Source organism: Streptomyces sp. NPDC043853 (assembly GCF_056436025.1).
Genome location: NZ_JBWKDJ010000001.1, coordinates 1195089 through 1215811 on the forward strand (window position 1 = coordinate 1195089; position 20723 = coordinate 1215811).

Consider the following 20723-nt stretch of genomic DNA (forward strand, 5'->3'; position numbering starts at 1 on the left):
GCGTCAAGATCCTTGCCGGAACCGCGGACCCGCTCTGCGCCGTCCCCAACGTCATCGGCATAGTGGGGGGTTGCACTCCACGTCCGAACACTGATCCATCCACATGGGGGACTCGACGACATGCGACCGATGCGACCGGTCACCGCCGTACTCTGCGCGGCCGCCCTCTCGCTGACCGCCGCGGCCTGCGGGCCGGAGGAAGACCAGGCGGGCGGCGATGCCAAGCCGACCGTGGCGGCCAGCGACCCCACCGGCACGGACGGGATCCAGATCCCGGACCGGCTCAAGGACAAGCTGAAGGAACGCGGCTTCGACATGGACAAGTGGAAGGGGGGTGAGTGGAAGAACTGGAAGAAGGAGGACTGGCTGCGCGAGGCCGAGGACTTCATGAACCCCGTCATCGAGGACCTGTGGGACCCGGACCGGATGCGTGACGCGCAGAAGCCCGAACGGCCCGGCGCGGACCCGGACCTGGGCAAGGACAAGGGCGTGACGGACCCGACTCCGGCCCCGGTCACCGCCAAGGCGGTCGCCCCGACGTACCACAAGAACGCCCCGGAGGCCGGCAAGGTCTTCTTCGACGGTCCCGAGGGCTCGATGGTCTGCTCGGCGACCGTGGTGAAGGACCCGGCGCACCCGGGCAAGTCGAACATGGTGTGGACGGCCGGCCACTGCGTGCACGCGGGCGCCAAGGGCGGCTGGTACCGCAACATCGCCTTCGTCCCCTCCTACAACAACGGGGGCAAGTCGGCGGCGCAGCTCAAGGGGCAGACCCGGGAGCAGGTCGCCCCGTACGGAGTGTGGTGGAGCGACTGGGCGCAGACCTCGAACCAGTGGATCGCCACCGGCGGCCCGGTCGGCGGCGCGGGCGCGCCCTACGACTTCGCGGTGCTGCACGTGACCCCGGAGAAGGGGACGACGACGAAGTCGCTGGAGGAGACGGTCGGTTCGGCGCTGCCGGTGGAGTTCAACGCCCCGGCCGTCCCGAAGATCTCCAAGATGACGGCGACGGGCTACCCGGCCGCGGCGCCGTTCGACGGGCAGCGCGCCTTCCAGTGCAACGACAAGCCGGGCCGCCTGTCGCTCAACCAGAACGACCCCGTGATGTACCGCATCGGCTGCACCATGACCGGTGGTTCCTCGGGCGGCGGCTGGGTCGCGGCGGGCGCGGACGGAAAGCCGGCGCTGGTGTCGAACACCTCGATCGGCCCGGCCAAGGCGTCCTGGCTGGCGGGGCCGCGGCTCGGTCCCGACGCGAAGGGCATCTTCGATGCCGTGAGCAAGAAGTTCGCCGCCAAGCGCTAGCCGCGGCGGCGATCGGCTCCTGAACGACACTGCGCCCCCCGGGTCGAACCCGGGGGGCGCAGTGCTGGTCGGCGCAGGGTCCGCGTCAGCGGGTGACCAGTGCGTACGGTGCGAGGTCCGCGGCGAGTTCCCGGTGGACGCGGGCCTTGAGCAGGGTGCCCTCCGGGGTGTGCTCCTCCGAGAGCACCTCGCCCTCGGCGTGCGCCCGGGCGACGAGGCCGCCCCGGGTGTACGGGACGAGCACCTCCACCTCGACCGCGGGCCGGGGCAGCTCGGTGTCGATCAGCTCCAGGAGCTCGCCGATGCCGTGGCCGGTACGGGCCGAGACGGCGATGGAGTGCTTCTCGATGCGCAGCAGCCGCTGGAGGACCAGCGGGTCCGCCGCGTCCGCCTTGTTGATCACCACGATCTCGGGCACGTCGACCGCGCCGACCTCGCGGATCACCTCGCGCACGGCCGCCAGCTGCTCCTCCGGCGCCGGGTGCGAGCCGTCCACGATGTGCAGGATGAGGTCGGAGTCGCCGACCTCCTCCATCGTGGAGCGGAAGGCCTCGACGAGGTGGTGGGGCAGGTGCCGGACGAAGCCGACGGTGTCGGCCAGGGTGTAGATCCGGCCGCTCGGCGTCTCGGCCCGGCGCACGGTCGGGTCGAGGGTGGCGAACAGGGCGTTCTCCACCAGCACGCCGGCTCCGGTGAGCCGGTTGAGCAGCGAGGACTTGCCCGCGTTGGTGTAGCCGGCGATCGCGACCGACGGAACCTTGTTCCGCTTGCGCTCCTGCCGCTTGAGGTCGCGGCCGGTCTTCATCTCCGCGATCTCCCGGCGCATCTTCGCCATCTTCTCGCGGATCCGGCGCCGGTCCGTCTCGATCTTGGTCTCACCGGGACCACGGGTGGCCAGGCCGCCGCCCTTGCCGCCGCCCATCTGGCGGGACAGCGACTGACCCCAGCCTCGCAGCCGCGGCAGCATGTACTGCATCTGCGCGAGCGCGACCTGCGCCTTGCCCTCGCGGGACTTGGCGTGCTGGGCGAAGATGTCGAGGATCAGGGCGGTCCGGTCGATGACCTTGACCTTGACCACGTCCTCGAGGGCGATCAGCTGGCCGGGGCTGAGCTCACCGTCGCAGACGACGGTGTCGGCGCCGGTCTCGACGACGATGTCGCGCAGCTCCCGGGCCTTGCCGGAGCCGATGAAGGTGGCCGGGTCGGGCTTGTCGCGGCGCTGGATCACGCCGTCGAGCACCAGGGCGCCCGCCGTCTCGGCGAGGGCCGCGAGCTCGGCCAGGGAGTTGTCCGCGTCCTGGACGGTTCCCGAGGTCCAGACGCCGACGAGGACGACCCGTTCCAGTCGCAGCTGCCGGTACTCGACCTCGGTGACGTCCTCGAGCTCGGTGGAGAGGCCCGCGACACGGCGCAGGGCCGCGCGCTCGGAGCGGTCGAACTGCTCGCCGTCCCGCTCTCCGTCGATCTCGTGGCTCCAGGCGACGTCCTCTTCCATCAGGGCATCGGCCCGAAGGCTCCCGGTAAAGCTCTGTGCGTCCTGTGAAGGGGAAGAAGAGGAGGTCATTGGATCCTTACGTCGTTGTGGTCAGGTGCCGCGCTGTAGGGGTACAACGTGTCACACCGGCGGGGGATTCCCGCCACCGGGCGGCCGTACCGCCCTGTCGATGGTGACATGCCCGTTCCACACGAGTCACACCCTTTTCGGCGCCGTCTTTCCCTCCGCGGCCGGGCCGCCCCACTCGGGGTGGCCGGGCATCGACGGGGTGGTCTTCCCGTACAGCCAGGGGTGCAGGAAGGCCGTGAGATCCCGTCCGGCCTCCGTCGAGGCCAGGCGTACGAAGTCGGCGGTGCCGGCCACGCCGTCCGCGTGCAGGGAGACCCAGCGGCGCTGGATCCGCTCGAAGACGGCGGTTCCGACCTCCTGCCGCAGGGCGTAGAGGACGAGCGCGGAGCCGTCGTAGACCACCGGCCGGAACAGGCTGATCTTCCGGCCGGGCTCGGGGAGCCGCGGGGCGGCCGGCGGGCCGCCGGCCGCGCGCCACTGGTCGGAGCGCTGGTACGCCTCGCGCATGCGCCGCTCCAGGGAGTACGCGCCGAGGTGGTCGGCGTAGAGCGCCTCGTACCAGGTGGCGTGGCCCTCGTTGAGCCACAGGTCGGACCAGGTGCGCGGGGTGACGCTGTCGCCGAACCACTGGTGGGCGAGTTCGTGGACCATCACGGCCTCGACGTACCACTCCGGGTAGCCGCCCTGGGTGAACAGTCCGCGTTCGAAGAGGGAGAGGGTCTGGGTCTCCAGCTCGAAGCCGGTGGAGGCGTGGGCGACCAGCACGCCGTAGGTCTCGAAGGGGTAGTGGCCGACCTGCTCCTCCATCCAGGCCAGGTGGCGGGGGGTCTTGTTCAGCCAGGGTTCGAGCCGCTCCCGGTCTGCGGCGGGCACCACGTCGCGCAGCGGCAGGCCGTGCGGGCCGGTGCGGCGGACCACGGCGGAGTCGCCGACGGACACCTGGGCGAGTTCGGTGGCCATCGGGTGGAGGGTGCGGTACGTCCAGGTGGTGGTGGCCGCGCTGCCGCTGCCGGTGGTCCGGGGCGCGGCGAGGGGCAGGCCGTTGGCCACGGCTGTCAGGCCGGCCGGGGCGGTGATGCGGAAGGTGAAGTACGCCTTGTCGGCGGGGTGGTCGTTGCAGGGGAAGACGCGGTGTGCGGCGTCGGCCTGGTTGGCCATGGCGAGCCCGTCCTGGGTGGGTACCCAGCCCCCGTCGCCGCGGCCGCCCGGGTCGCTGGTGTGCCGGACGGCGATCCGTACGGGGGCGCCCGCGGGGACCGGCCGGTCCGGGGTGAGCACGAGGTCCTCGCCGGCGCTCGCGAACTCCGCCGGGAGCCCGTTGACCGTGGCGGAGGCGACCTTGCCGTGGGTGAAGTCCAGGTTGATCCGGTCCAGCCGCTGCCGGGTGCGGGCGTCGATGACGGTGACGGCGTCGAGCGCCGACTTGTTGTCCTTGTAGGTGAGGGAGAGGTCGTAGGCGAAGACGTCGTACCCGGGGTTGCCCAGCTCGGGGAAGAGGGGGTCGCCGATGCCGAGCGGTTCGGGGGCGGGGAGCACCGCGGCGACGAGGGTGAGCGAGGCGGTGGCGAGCAGTGCCGCTCGGAGGCGGGGGGCCAGGCGGGGGGCGGTGAGGCGCATTCCCTAGGCGATACCAGTGCCCGCGCCCTGTGCTGCGACGGCGCGGCGGTCCCCCCACCGGACCACCCGAACGGGGCCCGCCCCCGGCCCCGCCGGACGGGCCCGCCCACCGGGCGGGCGGGGTCAGGCGCGGCCGACGTCGTAGACGCCGGGGACGTCGCGCATGGCGCGCATCAGTGCGGGGAGGACGGTGGCGTCGGGGAGCTGGAGGGTGTAGCGGTGCCGGACGCGCTGTTCGTTCGGGGGTTCCACGGTGGCGGAGACGATGTCGGCGCCGGCCCGGGAGATCGCTTCGGTGAGGTCGGCGAGCAAGTGCGGGCGGCCGAACGATTCGGCGACCAGCGTGACCCGGCAGTCGGCGGTGGCCTTCCAGTGCACGGCGACCGAGGTGCGGCCGAGGGAGCGCATCTGGCCGACCGCGGGGCATTCCACGCGGTGCACGGTGACGGCGCCGCCGCGTACGACGAAGCCGGCGACGTCGTCGGGGGGTACCGGGGTGCAGCAGCCGGCCAGCCGGACGGGCGCGTCGGGCAGTTCGGCGGCGGCGTTCCCGCCGTGGCCGCGGGCTCCGACCACGGAGAGCGGGGCCCGCGGGGCCGCCTGGTCGGTCCGTGCCCCGTCCGGATGGGACTGCAGCCAGCTGCTGATGGCGATCCGGGCGGCCGGGGTGCGGGCGTGGTCGAGCCAGCTGGCGGCCGGGCCGGACGAGGCGTCCTGGGCCAGCAGCAGTTGCACGGTGTCCCCGTCGGCCAGCGGGCTGGCCAGGGAGGCGAGGCGCCCGTTGACCCGGGCGCCGATACAGCCGTGCGCGGCCTCGCCGTGCTGGGCGTAGGCCGCGTCGATACAGGTGGCGCCGGCCGGCAGGCCGAGGCGGCCGCCGCCGTCGGCCCGGAACACGGTGATCTCGCGGTCCTGGGCGAGTTCGGCGCGCAGGGAGCTCCAGAACGTGTCGGCATCGGGCGCGGACTGCTGCCAGTCCAGGAGCCGGGAGAGCCAGCCGGGCCGGGTGGGGTCGGTGCGCTCCTCGTCGGACTCCCCTGCGGCGCCCGATTCGGCCACGGCGTACGGGTTGCCGAGGGCGACCACGCCGGCTTCGGCGACCCGGTGCATCTGGCGGGTGCGGACGATGACCTCGGCGACCTCGCCGTCGGGGGTGGCGACGGCGGTGTGGAGGGACTGGTAGAGGTTGAACTTGGGGACGGCGATGAAGTCCTTGAACTCCGAGACCACCGGGGTGAAGCAGGTGTGGAGTTCGCCGAGGGTCGCGTAGCAGTCGGCGTTCTCGCCGACCAGGACGAGCAGTCGGCCGAAGTCGGAGCCGCGCAGTTCGCCGCGTTTGAGGGAGATGCGGTGGACGGAGACGAAGTGCCGGGGCCGGATGAGGACCTCGGCCTGGATGCCGGCTTCGCGGAGCACACCGCGGACGGCTTCGGCGACGGCGGGCAGCGGGTCGTCCTCGGCGGTGTGCCGGGCGATGAGGGCGCGGGTGTGCTCGTACTCCTCGGGGTGGAGGATGGCGAAGACGAGGTCTTCGAGCTCGGTCTTGAGTGCCTGGACGCCGAGCCGCTCGGCGAGCGGGATCAGGACGTCGCGGGTGACCTTGGCGATGCGGGCCTGTTTCTCGGGGCGCATCACGCCGAGGGTGCGCATGTTGTGCAGGCGGTCGGCGAGTTTGATGGACATCACGCGGACGTCGTTGCCGGTGGCGACGAGCATCTTGCGGAAGGTCTCGGGTTCGGCGGCGGCACCGTAGTCGATCTTCTCCACCTTGGTGACGCCGTCGACGATGAAGCACACCTCGTCGCCGAATTCGGCGCGCACCTGATCGAGGGTCACCTCGGTGTCCTCGACGGTGTCGTGCAGCAGGGAGGCCGTCAAGGTGGTGGTCTCGGCGCCGAGTTCGGCGAGGATCAGGGTGACGGCGAGCGGGTGCGTGATGTACGGTTCGCCGCTCTTGCGCATCTGGCCCCGGTGGGAGGACTCGGCGAGCACGTAGGCGCGGCGGAGCACGCCGAGGTCGGCGTCGGGATAGTGGGCCCGGTGCGCCTCGGCGACATGGCTGATGGCGTCCGGGAGGCGGTCCCGGGGCGCGGGACCGAGCAGGGCGGCCCGCCCGAGCCTGCGCAGGTCGAGCCTGGAGCGGCCGCGTCTGCGGAGCTCAGGGCGGGCGTCGGGGTTCGTGGCCTCTGCACTCATGGGCACCTCCGGCGGCTTCGACCGGCGACGGTGGGCATGGGGTGAGCCCTCAGGGCCGGTGTCTGATGTTACCGACCCCACCACGTGGCGGAGTCCGGCTCTCGCTGAGCGTGAAACGGATCACCCATGAGAGGGAATCTTCAGGCGAAAGCCGTTTCGGTGAGCCAGTCGGGGTCGAACTCCCCGGCGGCGACGATGACGGCCGGTCCGGTCTTGTGGACCGTTCCGTCCGGGTCCTCGGTGATCATCAGCGTACCGCCCAGGACGTCCACGGTGTACGTGACGGATTCGCCGGTGACGGCGGGGTCGGCGCCGTCGCGCCGGGCGGTGGCGACGGCGACCGCGCAGGCGCCGGTGCCGCAGGACCGGGTCTCGCCGGAGCCGCGTTCGTGCACGCGCATGGCCACGTGGCGGGGCCCGCGGTCGACGACGAACTCGACGTTGACCCCGTCGGGGTAGGCGGCGGCGGGGCTGAACGGGGGCGGGCTGAGCAGGTCGCCGGCGTCGTCGAGGCTGTCGACGAAGGCGACGGCGTGCGGGTTGCCCATGTTGACGTTGGTGGCCGGCCAGCTGCGGTCGCCGACGGACACCGAGACCTCGCCCTCCGGGAGGACGGCGCGGCCCATGGTCACGCTGACGAACTCCTCCTTGTGGAGGTGGACCTTCTTGATGCCGCCGCGGGTGGCGACGGCCAGGTCGCCGGGTTCGACGTGGCCGGCGTGGTGGAGGTAGCGGGCGAAGACGCGCACGCCGTTGCCGCACATCTCGGCGATGGAGCCGTCGCTGTTGCGGTAGTCCATGAACCACTCGGCCTCGTCGGCCATGTGCGCGGCCTCGGGGTGGGCGGCGGAGCGCACGACGTGGAGAACGCCGTCCGCGCCGAGGCCGGCCCGGCGGTCGCAGAGCCTGGCCACCGCGGCGGCGGGGAGGTCGATCGCGTTGTCCGGGTCGGGGATGATCACGAAATCGTTCTCGGTCCCGTGGCCCTTGAGGAAGGCGAGGCTGCTGCGCTGACTGGTCACGGGCCCATCGTAATCGGGGCGTCTCCGCCTGCCGCGCCGGGCCTCCCGCAGGCTCGCGGAACGGCGGGGTCCGCTCCGGTGCGGAGCGGACCGCGGGACTACCGCAGGCGCGCGACGCGCCAGACCGCGAGGGCCACGACCGTGAGGGCGATCACCGTGTAGAGGGCGATCACGCGCCAGTCGGAGCGGATGCCGGAGCCGCGGGCGGGCAGGCCGGGCCAGGTGTAGCCGACGCGGCGGGCGGCCATCATGCCCCAGCCGCCGGCGCAGGAGCTGATCAGCAGGCCGAGCATGGCGACGAGGGCGCCGCCGTCGCCGAACTCGAAGGCGAGGGGGAAGGCGAACATCAGCGAGCCGGCCGCGGCGAGCATCACGATGGGGGCGAGCTGCCAGATCCGCAGGCGCCGCTGCGGACGGAGCTCGACCTCGACGGCGGGGCCGCCGGCCTCTTCGGCGGGGTCCGGGCCATCGGGCCCGTCGGGGCCGTCCGAGGTCAGGCGTGCGGGGTCGGCGGGGAGTCCCAGGCCGTCGGGAACCATGGGGTCCGCTTCCTGCCCGGCATCGTCCCGCCCAGTGTCGCGAGGGCCGGCCTCCATCGCCACGCGCCCTCCCCACTCGGACTTCGTTCGCCGTCGTTCACCGCCGGTGACCGCACCGTCGGAATTTGATGATGGCACGCCACGGGCCCCGCGACGGGCGCCCGGGGCGTCCCGATGCCATCACGTGATCAGGCTGTAACCGCTCGTTCGACCAACGACTGCGCGAGTCCGGAGAGTTCCTGCCGGTCGGCGGCGGCACCGCTCAGCCAGTGGACCCGCGGGTCGCGCCGGAACCAGGAGTCCTGACGGCGCGCGAAGCGCTTGGTGGCGCGTACGGTCTCCGCGCGCGCCTCCTCCTCGGTGCACTCCCCCGCCAACGCGGCCAGCACCTGCTGGTAGCCGAGGGCGCGGGAGGCGGTGACGCCCTCCCGCAGTCCGGCCGCCTCCAGGGTGCGGACCTCCTCGACGAGGCCGGCCTCCCACATCCGGTCCACGCGGGTGGCGATCCGCTCGTCGAGTTCCGGCCGGGCCACGTCCACGCCGATCTGCACGCAGTCGTACACCGACTCGTGACCGGGCAGGTTGGCGGTGAACGGCTTGCCGGTGATCTCGATGACCTCCAGCGCGCGGACGATGCGCCGGCCGTTGCCGGGCAGGATCGCGGCGGCGGCGGCCGGGTCCAGGGCGGCGAGGCGGGCGTGCAGGGCACCGGGGCCGCGCAGGGCGGCCTCCTCCTCCAGCCGGGCCCGGACCTCCGGATCGGTGCCGGGGAACTCCATCACGTCCAGGGCCCCGCGCACGTACAGGCCGGAACCGCCGACCAGGACCGGGGTGCGTCCCTCGGCCAGCAGGCGGTCGATCTCGGCGCGGGCCAGCCGCTGGTACTCGGCGACGCTGGCGGTTTCGGTGACGTCCCAGATGTCGAGGAGGTGGTGCGGGACGCCGCCGCGCTCCTCGGTCGTCAGTTTGGCGGTGCCGATGTCCATCCCCCGGTAGAGCTGCATGGAGTCGGCGTTGATGACCTCGCCGCCGTAACGGCGGGCCAGGGCGACGCCCAGATCGGACTTTCCGGCCGCGGTGGGACCGACGACGGCGATGACGCGCGGGGCGGGGGCTGCACTTCTCACCGCACCAGTCTCGCAAACCTCCGACGGCTACCCGAACGAGTGAGGTGGCGGTCCTGCCCCGGGGTCGTGGCCCTGGCGGGTTTCCGGCCGGCGCGGCGGACGGACGGCAGGTGGGCGGGTGGTCGGCGACGCACCGTGACCGCGGCGGAACTTCACCCGCGCGAGTACCGTTGGAGGAGTAGACATGGGTGTTTTCAGTCGGTTTCGTCGCCGCGAGGGTGAGGACGGGAATCCGGCCGGAGCAGCCGCGGAAGCGCGGTGGCGGACGGGTCCGGGGCCGAGTCCGCCGTGGCGGCGGAGCCCGTCGGCGAACCGCCGCGGACAGCGGAGCCGGCGAGGGCGCCCGTACGTAGCCACCGCCAAGGGGAAGGTGACCCATGGGCCTGCTGGACAATCTCAAGGCCAAGATCGGGCCGACCAAGGACAAGGTCGGTCACAAGGTCAGCGGTCTCGCGCAGCAGCACGAGGGCCGGATCGGACACGGGCTGGACAAGGTCGCCAAGGCCGTGGATTCGAAGACCAAGGGCAAGTACAGCGACCACATCACGAGCGGCACGGACAAGGCGAAGGGCGCCATCGGCAAGATCGCGCACCACGACGACACCCCTGGCGGCGGACCGACCCCGCCACCGCCGGCCGCCTGACGGCACGCGACCGCGGAAGGAGGGGGCTCGGGCAGTGCCCGAGCCCCCTCTCCGCGTGTCCGGCCGACGCGGGCCGGGACCGGCGGCCCGCCCGGGTCCTACGACCAGGCGGCGACGAAGTAGCCCACGCCGTACGGGGCGTCCTCGTACAGCAGCCGGCCGTCCAGGCCGGTACCCCGCGCGGCACCCGCCAGCACCTGCCAGGGGGCACGGCCGGCGGCCTGGAGCTCGTGGGCCAGGGCGGGGTCGATCGCGGCGAGCGCGGCGGTGTCCGCCGCGGCGAGCGCGCGGGCCGCGGCGGCGTCGAAGGGCTCCGCGCGGTCGTCGAGGTAGCCGGGGGCCTTGAGGGCGCGGCAGGCACTGCCGTCGCCGAGCACCAGCATGGCCACCCGGTCGGCGGAACCCCCGAGGTCGGTGCCGAGGGCGGCGCAGGCGTCCGGTTCGAGCCCCTCCGCGACGGCGACACCGGCCACGGGCGCGGCGGACCAGCGGGCCCGCTCCAGCAGCCAGGCGCCGACGGCCAGGGAAGTCGGCAGCGGGCCGGGGGCGCCCTCTCCGGTGGGGCGGGCGCCGGCGCTGCCGAGGGTGACGGTCAGGTCGACCCCGAAGGGGGCGAAGGAACCCTGGGTGCCCTCGTCGTATCCGCCGCCCGGTCCGTGGACGACGGACCCGACCACGACCAGCAGGTCGGGCCGGGACGCGGCGAGCACGGCGAGCGCGTCGGAACATGCGGTACGGGCGGCCGCCAGCTCCTCGGCGGCCCCGGCCGCGAGCTGCGGCACGAGGAGCGGCGGGCTGGGGCAGACGGCGGCGGCTACGAGCATGATCCGCAGCGTAGCGCCAGCCGGGCCTTGGGGGCCGCCCGGGTGGTCCGGGCCGACGCCAGGAGCGGGGTTCCGCTGGGCCGGGAGCGGCGGCTCCGGGCCGGGCGGGATCAGGCCACGCGGCGGCGATGTCCCGGTGTGCCCACCCGTCCCGCCCTGCGGGGCGGGTGGGCACACCGGGACGGGATCAGACGGCGGCGCAGCCGCCCGTGGCGGCCGGCAGGGGTGCCGGGACGCCCAGGGTGGGGATGCCGAGCAGGACGCCCTGCGGCCGGTCCGGGGTGGCGTTGCGCTTCTCCCAGGCGTCACCCGCGCGGGTGCGGCGGACCGCCCCGGCCGGGACGGAGCCCTCGGCGAGCAGGTGGTGCGGGGCCGCGTAGGTGATCTCGACGGTCACCACGTCACCCGGGCGGACCTCCACGTCCGGCTTGGTGAAGTGGACGAGACGGTTGTCGGGGGCACGCCCGGACAGACGGTGGGTGGCGCCGTCCTTGCGGCCCTCGCCCTCCGCGACCATGACCTCCAGCGTGCGGCCGACCTGCTTCTTGTTCTCCTCCCAGGAGATCTCCTCCTGGAGCGCGACCAGGCGCATGTAGCGGTCCTGGACGACCTCCTTGGGGATCTGCCCCTCCATCTCGGCCGCGGGGGTGCCGGGCCGCTTGGAGTACTGGAAGGTGAAGGCGTTCGCGAACCGGGCCTCGCGCACCACGTGCATGGTCTGCTCGAAGTCCTCCTCGGTCTCGCCGGGGAAGCCCACGATGATGTCGGTGGAGATGGCCGCGTGCGGGATGGCGGCGCGCACCTTCTCGATGATCCCGAGGAAGCGCTCCTGCCGGTACGAGCGGCGCATCGCCTTGAGGATCGGGTCGGAGCCGGACTGCAGCGGCATGTGGAGCTGCGGCATCACGTTCGGGGTCTCGGCCATCGCCGCGATCACGTCGTCGGTGAAGTCGCGCGGGTGCGGCGAGGTGAAGCGGACCCGCTCCAGGCCCTCGATCTGCCCGCAGGCGCGCAGCAGCTTGCTGAACGCCTCCCGGTCGCCGAGGTCGGAGCCGTAGGCGTTGACGTTCTGGCCGAGCAGGGTGATCTCGGAGACGCCCTCGGCGACCAGCGCCTCGACCTCGGCGAGGATGTCGCCGGGACGGCGGTCCTCCTCCTTGCCGCGCAGCGCCGGGACGATGCAGAAGGTGCAGGTGTTGTTGCAGCCGACGGAGATGGAGACCCACGCGGCGTAGGCGGACTCGCGGCGGGTCGGCAGGGTCGAGGGGAACGCCTCCAGCGACTCGGCGATCTCGACCTGCGCCTCCTCCTGGATCCGGGCGCGCTCCAGCAGCACCGGCAGCTTGCCGATGTTGTGGGTGCCGAAGACCACGTCGACCCAGGGGGCCTTCTTGACGATGGTGTCCCGGTCCTTCTGGGCCAGGCAGCCGCCGACGGCGATCTGCATGCCGGGGCGCTTGGTCTTCATCGGGGCGAGCCGGCCGAGGTTGCCGTAGAGCTTGTTGTCCGCGTTCTCGCGGACCGCGCAGGTGTTGAAGACCACCACGTCGGCGTCGCCGTCGGAGCCCTCGGGGGCCCGGACGTAGCCGGCGTCCTCCAGCAGACCGGAGAGCCGTTCGGAGTCGTGCACGTTCATCTGGCACCCGTAGGTGCGCACCTCGTATGTTCCCTTGACGTCCACTGCTCCACCCGGCTCCACGCTGCTCATGGGACAAGGGTAAAGGGGTCCCCGGCGGCCGTATGACCGAGCGCTTGATCGGCGGGGCCGCACGGCCGCGGGGCGGACCGGGCGGCCGGCCGGGCGTGACTTTTCAGACGGTGACAGGAGCGCGGGCGGCTGGCAGGATCGCGCGCATGCCATTTGCCCCGCTCCGGTTCCCGCGGCTCACCAGGCGCCGCGCGCTGCGGAGCCTGGTCGCCGGGCTGGTCGCGCTCGGGCTGCTGGTGTGGTGGCTGTGGCCGCTGGGGAGCCCCGAGCCGACGGGCCGGCTGACCTTCAGCACGGGTGTGCGTACGGGCGTCTACCACCGCTACGGCGAGCTGCTGGAGAACGCCCTGGGCAGCGACATGCCCGAGGTGGACGTACGGCTGCTGCCCAGCGAGGGCTCGCAGGAGAACCTGGCGCGGGTGGCCTCCGGCCAGGCCGACTTCACGGTGGCGACGGCGGACGCGGTGTCGAAGTTCCGGCGGGACGGACGGGCCGGGGCGGACCAGCTGCGCGGGGTGGCACGGCTGTACGACGACTACGTGCAGCTGGTGGTGCCGGCCGGGTCGCGGGTGCAGTCGGCGCGGGACCTGCGGGGCCTGAAGGTGGCCGTGGGACAGCCGGGCTCGGGTGTCCGGCTGATCTCGGACCGGCTGCTGAAGGCGGCGCAGCTGGATCCCCGGGAGGACGTCACGCCGGTGTCGATAGGCATCGACACCATGCCGGCGGAGCTGGAGGCGGGGCGCATCGACGCGTTCTTCTGGTCCGGTGGACTGCCGACGAACGCGGTGCGGGAACTGTCGGAGCGGTTCGACGTCCGGCTGGTGCCGCTCGGCGACCTGGTACCGGAGCTGCAGTCCGGGGGCAACTCGAACTACTACCGGACCGCGGTGATGCCGCAGGACGCGTACGCGCGGGCCCGGAACACCTCCGCGGTGACCACGGTCGCCGTGCCGAACCTGCTGGTGACCACCGTCCGGACCAGCCCTGAGCTGACCGAGCGCTTCACCCGCGCGGTGATCAACAGCCGTGACCGCATCGGCCGCGAGGTGCACGCGGCCCAGCGCGTGGACCTGCGTACGGCGATCTACACGGACCCGCTGGACCTCCACGAGGGCGCGCGGCGCTACTACCGGTCGGTCAAACCGTAGCGGTCCGGGCGTAGGGGCCCGCCGGACCGCGTCGCGGGGACCGGTTCAGGAGGACGGGAGCAGGGTCATGGCGGCCGAGGCGGCGCCGATGAGGCCGGCCTCGGTGCCCAGGGCCGCGGGGACCACGGTCAGGCCGCTGACGAAGCCCAGGGTCGCGTACGTCGCCAGGTGGGCGCGGACCGGGTCGAACAGGGTGTCCCCGGAGGCGGCCACGCCGCCGCCGATGACCGCGATGTCCGTCTCCACCAGGGTGGCGGTGGCGGCGATGGCCGCCGCCAGGGCCCGGCCCGCCCGGTCGAACGCGGCCAGCGCCACCGGGTCGCCGGCCCGTGCCGCCGCGGCGACGCCGGCGGCCGAGGGATCGGCGCCCGTCCAGCCCTGTGCACGGGCCCAGCGGGCGATGGCGGTACCGGAGGCGATGGCCTCCACGCAGCCCCGGCCGCCGCAGGCGCATTCCTCGCCGCCGAAGTCCACGCTGATGTGACCGATGTGCCCGGCGTTGCCGGTGGGGCCGGGGTGCAGGCGGTTGTCCAGCACGAGGCCGCCGCCGACTCCGGTGGACACCACCATGCAGAGGGCGTTCGCGTGGCCCCGGGCGGCGCCCAGCCAGTGCTCCGCGGCGGTCATGGCGACCCCGTCCCCGACCAGCACGGCCGGGACCGGGCGGCCGTGCCGGGTCAGGGCGTCGATGGTGCGGGCCAGCACCGGGTAGTCGCGCCAGGCCGTGATGTTGACCGGGCTGACGGTGCCCCGGACGGAGTCCACCGGGCCGGCGCTGCCGATCCCGCAGCGCCGTACGGAGGACCAGCCGGGTGCGGCGGCGAGCTCGGCGACCACCTCGGTGACCGCCGCCATCACGGCGTCCGCGTCGCCCCCGCGCGGGGTGGGCCGGCGGGTGGTCGCGGTCATCGTGCCGTCGGGGTGGACCAGCGCACCGGCGATCTTCGTACCGCCGATGTCGATGGCCGCGGTGAGTCCGGATGCCGCCGCCGCGCGCGGCGCGGGAAGGGCGGAGGTCGGGCTGGGCGTGGTCACGGGAGCGCTCCTGAGGGTGGTCACCATCAGTATGGTGCCGCCGCACCGGCCGTGCCCGCACCGGGTCCCGCCGTCCGGCCTTCCTGCCTTCCTGCCTTCCCGCCTCCCGCCGTCCCGCCGTCGCGCCCCGGTCGCTACGCGGTGTCGGGGCCGGTGCGGGGGACGGAGACGGTCACGCGCAGCCCGTGCGGCGGGTTCGCCGCGTACGAGAGGGTGCCGCCGCCCGCCGCGAGGAGCATGCGGGAGATGGACAGGCCTAGGCCGGACCCCTTGATGTTCTGGTGACGGTTGCTGCGCCAGAAGCGGTCACCGATGCGGGCGAGTTCCTCCTCGGTGAGGCCGGGGCCGCGGTCGGCGATCACGATCAGCGCGGTGCCCTCTTCCGCCGAGACCGAGACCTCGACCTCCTCACCGGGAGGGGTGAACTTCACCGCGTTGTCGATGACCGCGTCGAGCGCGCTGGACAGGGCGATCGGGTCGGCCCAGCCGGTGACCGCGGTCCGGCCGCGTTCCACCAGCGTGACGTCCTTCTCCTCGGCGAGCGGACGCCAGGCGGCGACCCGTTCCGCGGTCAGGGCGCCGATGTCGGTGAGGGCGAGCTCGGCGGTGGCGTGTTCGGCCAGGGCCAGGTCGAGGAGGTCGTCGAGGACCTGGGCCAGCCGCTTGCCCTCGGTGCGCACCGAGGCGATCTCCTCGTTGTCCGGCGGAAGTTCCAGCGCGAGCAGTTCGATGCGCAGGAGCAGCGCGGCGAGCGGGTTGCGCAGCTGGTGGGAGGCGTCGGCGACGAAGGCCCGCTGCTGTTCCAGCACCTCTTCGACGTTGTCGGCCATCTCGTTGAAGGACCGGGCGAGGCGGCGGAGTTCCGGCGGGCCGCCGGCGGCCGCGACCCGGGAGTTCATCCGGCCGGTGGCGATGCCGTGGGCGGCGGCGTCCAGGGTGCGTACGGGCTTGAGCACCCAGCTGGTCAGCCGCAGGGCGGCGCCGAAGGCGACCAGCATGGCGGCGGCCAGTCCGGCGGCGATGAGCAGCCAGCCCTGCAGGGTGCGGGAGCGCATCTGGTCGGTGGGTGATTCGGTGACGACCACGGCGACCACGTCGCCGTCGAGGACCACGGGGGACGCGACGAGGAGTCTGCCGTGCGGCTGCCAGGGCCACACCTGTGCGGGGTCGTGGCTGCGGCGGCCGGCGAGGGCCTCGTCGAAGGCGTCCCGGGCGTCCTTGGTGTCCGGGAGCCGCCACCAGCCGGGCGCGGCGGCCATGGCGTTGCCGTCGCGGTAGAGGATCCCGGTCCGGATGCCGTACAGCCCCTGGTAGCGGGTGAGTTCGAGTTTGAGGGTCTCGCGGCGCTCGTCGGCGCTCTTGTCCCCGGCGCCCTCGGCCTCGACGACGAACTGGGCGAGGGCGGCGAAGCGCGCACTGTCGTCGATCCGGTCGACGACCACGCGCTGCTGCTGCCCGGCCGCCAGGCTGACGGCGAGCGGGAAACCGAGGGCGATCAGCACGCCGGCCATGAGGACGACGAGCAGGGGGAGCAGCCGGGCGCGCACGGCGAAGGGCCTCCTACGGGGCGCCCGGGCCGGGGGCGACGAGCCGGTAGCCCACCCCGCGGACCGTTTCGATCAGGGCGGGCATCCGCAGTTTGGAGCGGAGCGAGGCGACGTGCACTTCGAGGGTCCGGCCGGTGCCCTCCCAGCTGGTGCGCCACACCTCGCTGATGATCTGTTCCCGCCGGAAGACCACTCCGGGGCGCTGCGCGAGCAGCGCGAGGAGGTCGAATTCCTTACGGGTGAGCGGTACGTCGGTGCCGTCGACGGAGACCCGCCGGGTGGGCAGCTCGATGCTGACGCTGCCGAGCCGGACCACGCCCGGGGGCCCGCCGGGGTGCCCGGCCGTGCCGGCCCTGGCGGAGTCCTCGGCTCCGGCGCCGGTGCCGTTGCCGCCGGGGCTGCTGGTGCGCCGGGCGACGGCGTGGATCCGGGCGAGCAGCTCGCCGGTGTCGTACGGCTTCACCACGTAGTCGTCCGCGCCCATGTTGAGCCCGTGGATGCGGGAGCGGACGTCGCCGCGCGCCGTCACCATGATCACGGGGATGGCGGTGCGCTTGCGGATCTTGCCGCAGACCTCGTAGCCGTCCTGGTCGGGCAGGCCGAGGTCGAGCAGGATCACCCCGTAGGGAGCGGGTGAGGGCGCCACTCCGGCGGGCAGCAGGGCCTGCAGGGCCTCTTCGCCGCTGCGGGCGTGGGTGACCTGGAAGCCGTGCCGGGCCAGGATCGCGGACAGGGCCGCGGCGACGTGGTCGTCGTCCTCGACGAGCAGCAGTCTCATCTTCCTCGGGCCCCTTTCCTGTTTCCTGGTTCCTCTTCCGCCCGGTCGCGCCCAGTAAAACAGCACACCCGGTGCCTCACGCAAGGCGCCGCTCCCCTTGACTCCCCTACGTACGGAGCGTGTCCGGCAGAGTCCGGATCGTTATGCTCAATTCTCGCTCAGATGTGGTGACGCTGTGCAGAGCCGCTCACTACTGTCCTCCCAACCGAGGAGGACGGAGCCACAAGCCGATGAGCGGAGTATCAGTGACCAAGGGCGCGGGGGCCGAGGAGTCGGCACCCGCGGCGGACGGCCTGGTCGTACTGAGCAACGTCAACAAGCACTTCGGCGCGTTGCACGTGCTTCAGGACGTCAATCTGAGCATTGCCCGCGGTGAGGTCGTCGTCGTGATCGGTCCTTCGGGATCGGGCAAGTCGACGCTGTGCCGGACCATCAACCGGCTGGAGACCATCGATTCCGGCACCATCACCCTGGACGGGAAGGAACTCCCCTCCGAGGGCCGCGAGTTGGCCCGGCTCCGGGCCGATGTCGGCATGGTGTTCCAGTCGTTCAACCTCTTCGCGCACAAGACGGTGCTCGAGAACGTGATGCTGGGCCAGCTGAAGGTGCGCAAGAAGGGCAAGGCGGAGGCCGAGGCCAAGGCCCGCACCCTGCTGGACCGGGTGGGCGTCGGCTCCCAGGCCGACAAGTACCCGGCGCAGCTCTCCGGCGGCCAGCAGCAGCGCGTGGCGATCGCCCGGGCGCTCGCGATGGAGCCGAAGGTGATGCTTTTCGACGAGCCCACCTCGGCCCTCGACCCGGAGATGATCAACGAGGTGCTGGAGGTCATGCAGCAGCTCGCCGCCGAGGGCATGACGATGGTCGTGGTCACCCACGAGATGGGCTTCGCCCGCTCCGCGGCCAACCGCGTGGTCTTCATGGCCGACGGGAAGATCGTCGAAGAGGCGGCCCCCGAGCCGTTCTTCAGCAACCCGCGCAGCGACCGCGCCAAGGACTTCCTGTCGAAGATCCTGCACCACTGAACGTCCGGTCTGGTACTGATCCGGGGGTAGTTCAACTCCGGTGGTAGTTCAACAACGTCTCATCCGAGGGAAGTTCACATGAAGCTCATCAAGACCGGTGCGGCCGCGGCGCTCGCCCTGACCATGGCCCTGACGGCGACCGCGTGCGGTGGCGACAAGGACAAGGACTCCAAGGCCGGTTCGGGCGGCAAGAAGGACAAGATCGTCGTCGGCATCAAGTTCGACCAGCCCGGTCTGGGCCTGAAGACGCCGGACGGCAAGTTCACCGGTTTCGACGTGGACGTGGCGACCTACGTGGCCAAGGAGCTCGGCTACGAGGCGAACAAGATCGAGTTCAAGCAGGCCGTCTCCGCCGAGCGCGAGAACCTGATCTCGAACGGTGACGTCGAGTTCGTCGTCGCGAGCTACTCGATCAACGACAAGCGCAAGGCGAAGGTCGACTTCGCCGGCCCGTACTTCCTGGCCCACCAGGACCTGCTGGTCCGTGCCGACGAGTCCGGCATCACCAAGGCCGAGGACCTGAACGACAAGAAGCTCTGCTCGGTCACCGGCTCCACCTCGGCGCAGAACGTCAAGGAGAAGCTGGCGCCCAAGGCGAACCTGCTGCAGGTCGGCGGCTACTCCGAGTGCCTCACCGGCCTGGAGAACAAGAAGCTCGACGCGCTGACCACGGACAACTCGATCCTGGCCGGCTACGCCTCGCAGCAGAACAACCAGGGCAAGTTCAAGCTGGTCGGCCTGAGCCTGAGCAACGAGAACTACGGCATCGGTCTGAAGAAGGGCAACAAGGAGCTCCAGACCAAGATCAACGCCGCGCTGAGGAAGATGGTCCAGGACGGCTCCTGGGAGAAGTTCGTGAAGGCGAACTTCGGCCCGGCGAACTACAAGAACGAGCCCGCGCCGCAGATCACCGAAGGCAGCTGAGTCATCGGGTGAGGCACGTCGCCGCCCGCCTGCCGCGGGCGGCGGCGCGCCTCACCGGCCATCCTGGGGAGAGCGCAGGACAACGTGTTCGATTTTCTTGATTCCGGGCAGTACGACCTGCTCGGCGCCTTCTGGGTGACGGTTCAGCTCACCCTCTACTCGGCCATAGGCTCCCTGATCTGGGGAACCGTGCTCGCCGGGATGCGGGTCAGTCCGGTCCCGCTGATGCGGGCCTTCGGCACCGCGTACGTGAACGTGGTGCGGAACACGCCGCTCACCGTGCTGGTCGTCGGCTGCCTGCTGGGCCTGAACCAGACCCTCGGTTTCGACCTGGGCACCGAGAACTTCGACGACATCGGCTTCCGGCTCGCCGTCCTGGGTCTGACCGCCTACACCGGTACCTTCGTCTGCGAGGCGCTGCGCTCGGGCATCAACACGGTGCCGGTCGGCCAGGCCGAGGCGGCCCGCGCCCTGGGCCTCAGCTTCGTCCAGGTACTCACCCTGATCGTGCTGCCGCAGGCGTTCCGGGCGGCTGTCACTCCGCTCGCCAACGTGCTGATCGCCCTCACCAAGAACACCACGGTGGCGGCGGCCATCGGCGTGGCCGAGGCGGCCCTGCTGATGAAGGAAATGATCGAGAACGAAGCGGACGCGCTGTTCGCCGTCTTCGGGGTCATCGCCCTCGGCTTCGTCCTGCTGACCCTGCCGACCGGCCTGCTCCTGGGCTGGGTGGCCAAGCGAGTGGCGGTGAAGCGATGAGCTCCCTGCTCTACGACACGCCGGGCCCCAAGGCCAAGGCCCGCAACATCATCTACACCGTGCTCTTCCTGCTGGTGCTCGGCGCCGCCCTGTGGTGGGTGCTGGACGTGATGGCGGAGAAGAACCAGCTGGAAGCCGACAAGTGGACGCCGTTCGTCAAGGACGGCGACATCTGGACCACCTTCCTGCTGCCGGGCCTGTGGGAGACCGTCAAGGCCGGTGCGATCGCCATGGTGATCGCGCTGCCGCTGGGTGCCCTCCTCGGTGTCGGCCGGCTCTCCGACCACGCCTGGGTGCGCATTCCCGTCGGCGCCGTCGTCGAGTTCTTCCGCGCCATCCCGGTGCTGATCCTGATGGTGTTCGGCTCCGCCCTGTACGTGCAGTTCACGGACGTCGACTCCGAGGTCCGGCCGCTCTACGCCTGCGTCACCGGCCTGGTCCTCTACAACGCCTCGGTGATCGCGGAGATCGTCCGGGCGGGCATCCACTCGCTGCCCAAGGGGCAGGGCGAGGCGGCGAAGGCGCTCGGCCTGCGCAAGAGCCAGACCATGGCCTACGTGCTGGTGCCGCAGGCCGTCACGGCCATGCTGCCCGCCCTGGTCAGCCAGCTCGTGGTCATCCTCAAGGACACCGCGATCGCGGGCGCCGTGCTGGGCTTCGCCGAGCTGCTCTCCACGAGCCGGCAGATCTCCGCCAACTACAGCAACACCATCCCCACGCTCGTGGTGATCGCGCTGCTGTACATGGTGATCAACTTCGGCCTCACCGGGTTCGCCTCCTGGCTGGAGAAGCGGCTGCGGACGTCGAAGAAGTCCACGGGCGAGGGACTGCCTGCCGAGACCGCACACACGATCGGCGGCGGAGCGCTCGCCGGGGCCCCCGTGGACGTGGACCTGGGCGCGACCGACTGAGGCATCCGCCTCCCCAGTCACTCCTGACCCTGCATCACCTCTCGTGCGCGGTG

The 20723-nt window shown here is 72.1% G+C and carries 18 protein-coding genes; 7 read left to right on the top strand and 11 right to left on the bottom strand.

Annotated elements, in window-relative coordinates:
- The first annotated feature begins 120 nt into the window (after nucleotides 1-120).
- Entirely contained in the window at nucleotides 121-1305 is a 1185-nt protein-coding gene (locus AC067U_RS05055) for a trypsin-like serine peptidase (protein WP_478828197.1), read from the top strand.
- A gap of 85 nt (nucleotides 1306-1390) precedes the next feature.
- Here AC067U_RS05055 and hflX read toward each other — a convergent pair whose 3' ends face one another.
- From hflX to miaA, 6 genes are all read right to left on the bottom strand, one after another.
- On the bottom strand, nucleotides 1391-2869 hold the full coding sequence (gene hflX / locus AC067U_RS05060; protein WP_478828198.1) for a GTPase HflX: 1479 nt from the start codon (nucleotides 2867-2869) through the stop codon (nucleotides 1391-1393).
- Nucleotides 2870-2995: 126 nt separating this feature from the next.
- Complete coding sequence (locus AC067U_RS05065) at nucleotides 2996-4486, bottom strand: M1 family metallopeptidase (protein WP_478828199.1); 1491 nt, start codon at nucleotides 4484-4486, stop codon at nucleotides 2996-2998.
- A gap of 123 nt (nucleotides 4487-4609) precedes the next feature.
- Nucleotides 4610-6682, bottom strand: coding sequence for a RelA/SpoT family protein (locus AC067U_RS05070; protein WP_478828200.1), 2073 nt, complete (start codon nucleotides 6680-6682; stop codon nucleotides 4610-4612).
- A 140-nt stretch (nucleotides 6683-6822) separates the two neighbouring features.
- Nucleotides 6823-7704, bottom strand: a complete 882-nt coding sequence (dapF, locus tag AC067U_RS05075; protein ID WP_478828201.1) for a diaminopimelate epimerase — start codon at nucleotides 7702-7704, stop codon at nucleotides 6823-6825.
- A gap of 98 nt (nucleotides 7705-7802) precedes the next feature.
- The gene (locus AC067U_RS05080) at nucleotides 7803-8306 is read right to left on the bottom strand and encodes a hypothetical protein (RefSeq protein WP_478828202.1); all 504 of its coding nucleotides are present in this window, start codon (nucleotides 8304-8306) and stop codon (nucleotides 7803-7805) included.
- A 125-nt stretch (nucleotides 8307-8431) separates the two neighbouring features.
- A complete protein-coding gene (gene miaA / locus AC067U_RS05085) occupies nucleotides 8432-9370 on the bottom strand; it encodes a tRNA (adenosine(37)-N6)-dimethylallyltransferase MiaA (protein ID WP_478828203.1) in 939 nt (312 codons plus the stop codon).
- A gap of 377 nt (nucleotides 9371-9747) precedes the next feature.
- On the opposite strand from miaA, the gene AC067U_RS05090 reads away from it, so the two are divergent.
- Nucleotides 9748-10014, top strand: coding sequence for an antitoxin (locus AC067U_RS05090; protein ID WP_478828204.1), 267 nt, complete (start codon nucleotides 9748-9750; stop codon nucleotides 10012-10014).
- Between the two features lie 98 nt (nucleotides 10015-10112).
- Here the strand turns inward: AC067U_RS05090 and AC067U_RS05095 are convergent, their stop codons facing one another.
- Together AC067U_RS05095 and miaB are read right to left on the bottom strand one after the other, a co-directional pair.
- Nucleotides 10113-10838 carry a class III extradiol dioxygenase subunit B-like domain-containing protein gene (locus tag AC067U_RS05095; protein WP_478828205.1) on the bottom strand — a complete coding sequence of 242 codons (726 nt, stop codon included), beginning with the start codon at nucleotides 10836-10838 and terminating at the stop codon, nucleotides 10113-10115.
- 187 nt (nucleotides 10839-11025) lie between these two features.
- Nucleotides 11026-12546, bottom strand: coding sequence for a tRNA (N6-isopentenyl adenosine(37)-C2)-methylthiotransferase MiaB (gene miaB / locus AC067U_RS05100; RefSeq protein ID WP_478828206.1), 1521 nt, complete (start codon nucleotides 12544-12546; stop codon nucleotides 11026-11028).
- Between the two features lie 146 nt (nucleotides 12547-12692).
- Here miaB and AC067U_RS05105 point away from each other — a divergent pair, with 146 nt between their 5' ends.
- Nucleotides 12693-13694 carry a TAXI family TRAP transporter solute-binding subunit gene (locus AC067U_RS05105; RefSeq protein WP_478828207.1) on the top strand — a complete coding sequence of 334 codons (1002 nt, stop codon included), beginning with the start codon at nucleotides 12693-12695 and terminating at the stop codon, nucleotides 13692-13694.
- Between the two features lie 45 nt (nucleotides 13695-13739).
- Here AC067U_RS05105 and AC067U_RS05110 read toward each other — a convergent pair whose 3' ends face one another.
- The 3 genes from AC067U_RS05110 to AC067U_RS05120 form a co-directional block, all read right to left on the bottom strand.
- A complete protein-coding gene (locus AC067U_RS05110) occupies nucleotides 13740-14729 on the bottom strand; it encodes an ROK family protein (RefSeq protein WP_478828208.1) in 990 nt (329 codons plus the stop codon).
- A gap of 134 nt (nucleotides 14730-14863) precedes the next feature.
- Entirely contained in the window at nucleotides 14864-16276 is a 1413-nt protein-coding gene (locus AC067U_RS05115) for a sensor histidine kinase (protein ID WP_478828209.1), read from the bottom strand.
- A gap of 13 nt (nucleotides 16277-16289) precedes the next feature.
- Nucleotides 16290-17054: a response regulator transcription factor gene (locus tag AC067U_RS05120; protein WP_478828210.1), complete on the bottom strand. Its 765-nt coding sequence runs from the start codon at nucleotides 17052-17054 to the stop codon at nucleotides 16290-16292.
- Between the two features lie 230 nt (nucleotides 17055-17284).
- Here AC067U_RS05120 and AC067U_RS05125 point away from each other — a divergent pair, with 230 nt between their 5' ends.
- From AC067U_RS05125 to AC067U_RS05140, 4 genes are all read left to right on the top strand, one after another.
- Complete coding sequence (locus tag AC067U_RS05125) at nucleotides 17285-18076, top strand: amino acid ABC transporter ATP-binding protein (RefSeq protein ID WP_478828211.1); 792 nt, start codon at nucleotides 17285-17287, stop codon at nucleotides 18074-18076.
- Nucleotides 18077-18154: 78 nt separating this feature from the next.
- Nucleotides 18155-19000 carry a glutamate ABC transporter substrate-binding protein gene (locus tag AC067U_RS05130; protein WP_478828212.1) on the top strand — a complete coding sequence of 282 codons (846 nt, stop codon included), beginning with the start codon at nucleotides 18155-18157 and terminating at the stop codon, nucleotides 18998-19000.
- An 84-nt stretch (nucleotides 19001-19084) separates the two neighbouring features.
- Nucleotides 19085-19759: an amino acid ABC transporter permease gene (locus AC067U_RS05135; protein WP_478828213.1), complete on the top strand. Its 675-nt coding sequence runs from the start codon at nucleotides 19085-19087 to the stop codon at nucleotides 19757-19759.
- On the top strand, nucleotides 19756-20670 hold the full coding sequence (locus AC067U_RS05140) for an amino acid ABC transporter permease (RefSeq protein ID WP_478828214.1): 915 nt from the start codon (nucleotides 19756-19758) through the stop codon (nucleotides 20668-20670). Before AC067U_RS05135 ends, AC067U_RS05140 begins: the two co-directional genes overlap by 4 nt.
- Nucleotides 20671-20723: the final 53 nt, after the last annotated feature.

What these genes read in the sequence shown, in the direction of transcription:
- AC067U_RS05055 (WP_478828197.1), top strand. Translation starts at nt 121, where the DNA reads ATGCGACCGATGCGACCGGTCACCGCCGTACTCTGCGCGGCCGCCCTC.
- hflX (WP_478828198.1), bottom strand. Translation starts at nt 2,869, where the DNA reads ATGACCTCCTCTTCTTCCCCTTCACAGGACGCACAGAGCTTTACCGGG.
- AC067U_RS05065 (WP_478828199.1), bottom strand. Translation starts at nt 4,486, where the DNA reads ATGCGCCTCACCGCCCCCCGCCTGGCCCCCCGCCTCCGAGCGGCACTG.
- AC067U_RS05070 (WP_478828200.1), bottom strand. Translation starts at nt 6,682, where the DNA reads ATGAGTGCAGAGGCCACGAACCCCGACGCCCGCCCTGAGCTCCGCAGA.
- AC067U_RS05090 (WP_478828204.1), top strand. Translation starts at nt 9,748, where the DNA reads ATGGGCCTGCTGGACAATCTCAAGGCCAAGATCGGGCCGACCAAGGAC.
- AC067U_RS05095 (WP_478828205.1), bottom strand. Translation starts at nt 10,838, where the DNA reads ATGCTCGTAGCCGCCGCCGTCTGCCCCAGCCCGCCGCTCCTCGTGCCG.
- miaB (WP_478828206.1), bottom strand. Translation starts at nt 12,546, where the DNA reads ATGAGCAGCGTGGAGCCGGGTGGAGCAGTGGACGTCAAGGGAACATAC.
- AC067U_RS05105 (WP_478828207.1), top strand. Translation starts at nt 12,693, where the DNA reads ATGCCATTTGCCCCGCTCCGGTTCCCGCGGCTCACCAGGCGCCGCGCG.
- AC067U_RS05120 (WP_478828210.1), bottom strand. Translation starts at nt 17,054, where the DNA reads ATGAGACTGCTGCTCGTCGAGGACGACGACCACGTCGCCGCGGCCCTG.
- AC067U_RS05125 (WP_478828211.1), top strand. Translation starts at nt 17,285, where the DNA reads ATGAGCGGAGTATCAGTGACCAAGGGCGCGGGGGCCGAGGAGTCGGCA.
- AC067U_RS05130 (WP_478828212.1), top strand. Translation starts at nt 18,155, where the DNA reads ATGAAGCTCATCAAGACCGGTGCGGCCGCGGCGCTCGCCCTGACCATG.
- AC067U_RS05140 (WP_478828214.1), top strand. Translation starts at nt 19,756, where the DNA reads ATGAGCTCCCTGCTCTACGACACGCCGGGCCCCAAGGCCAAGGCCCGC.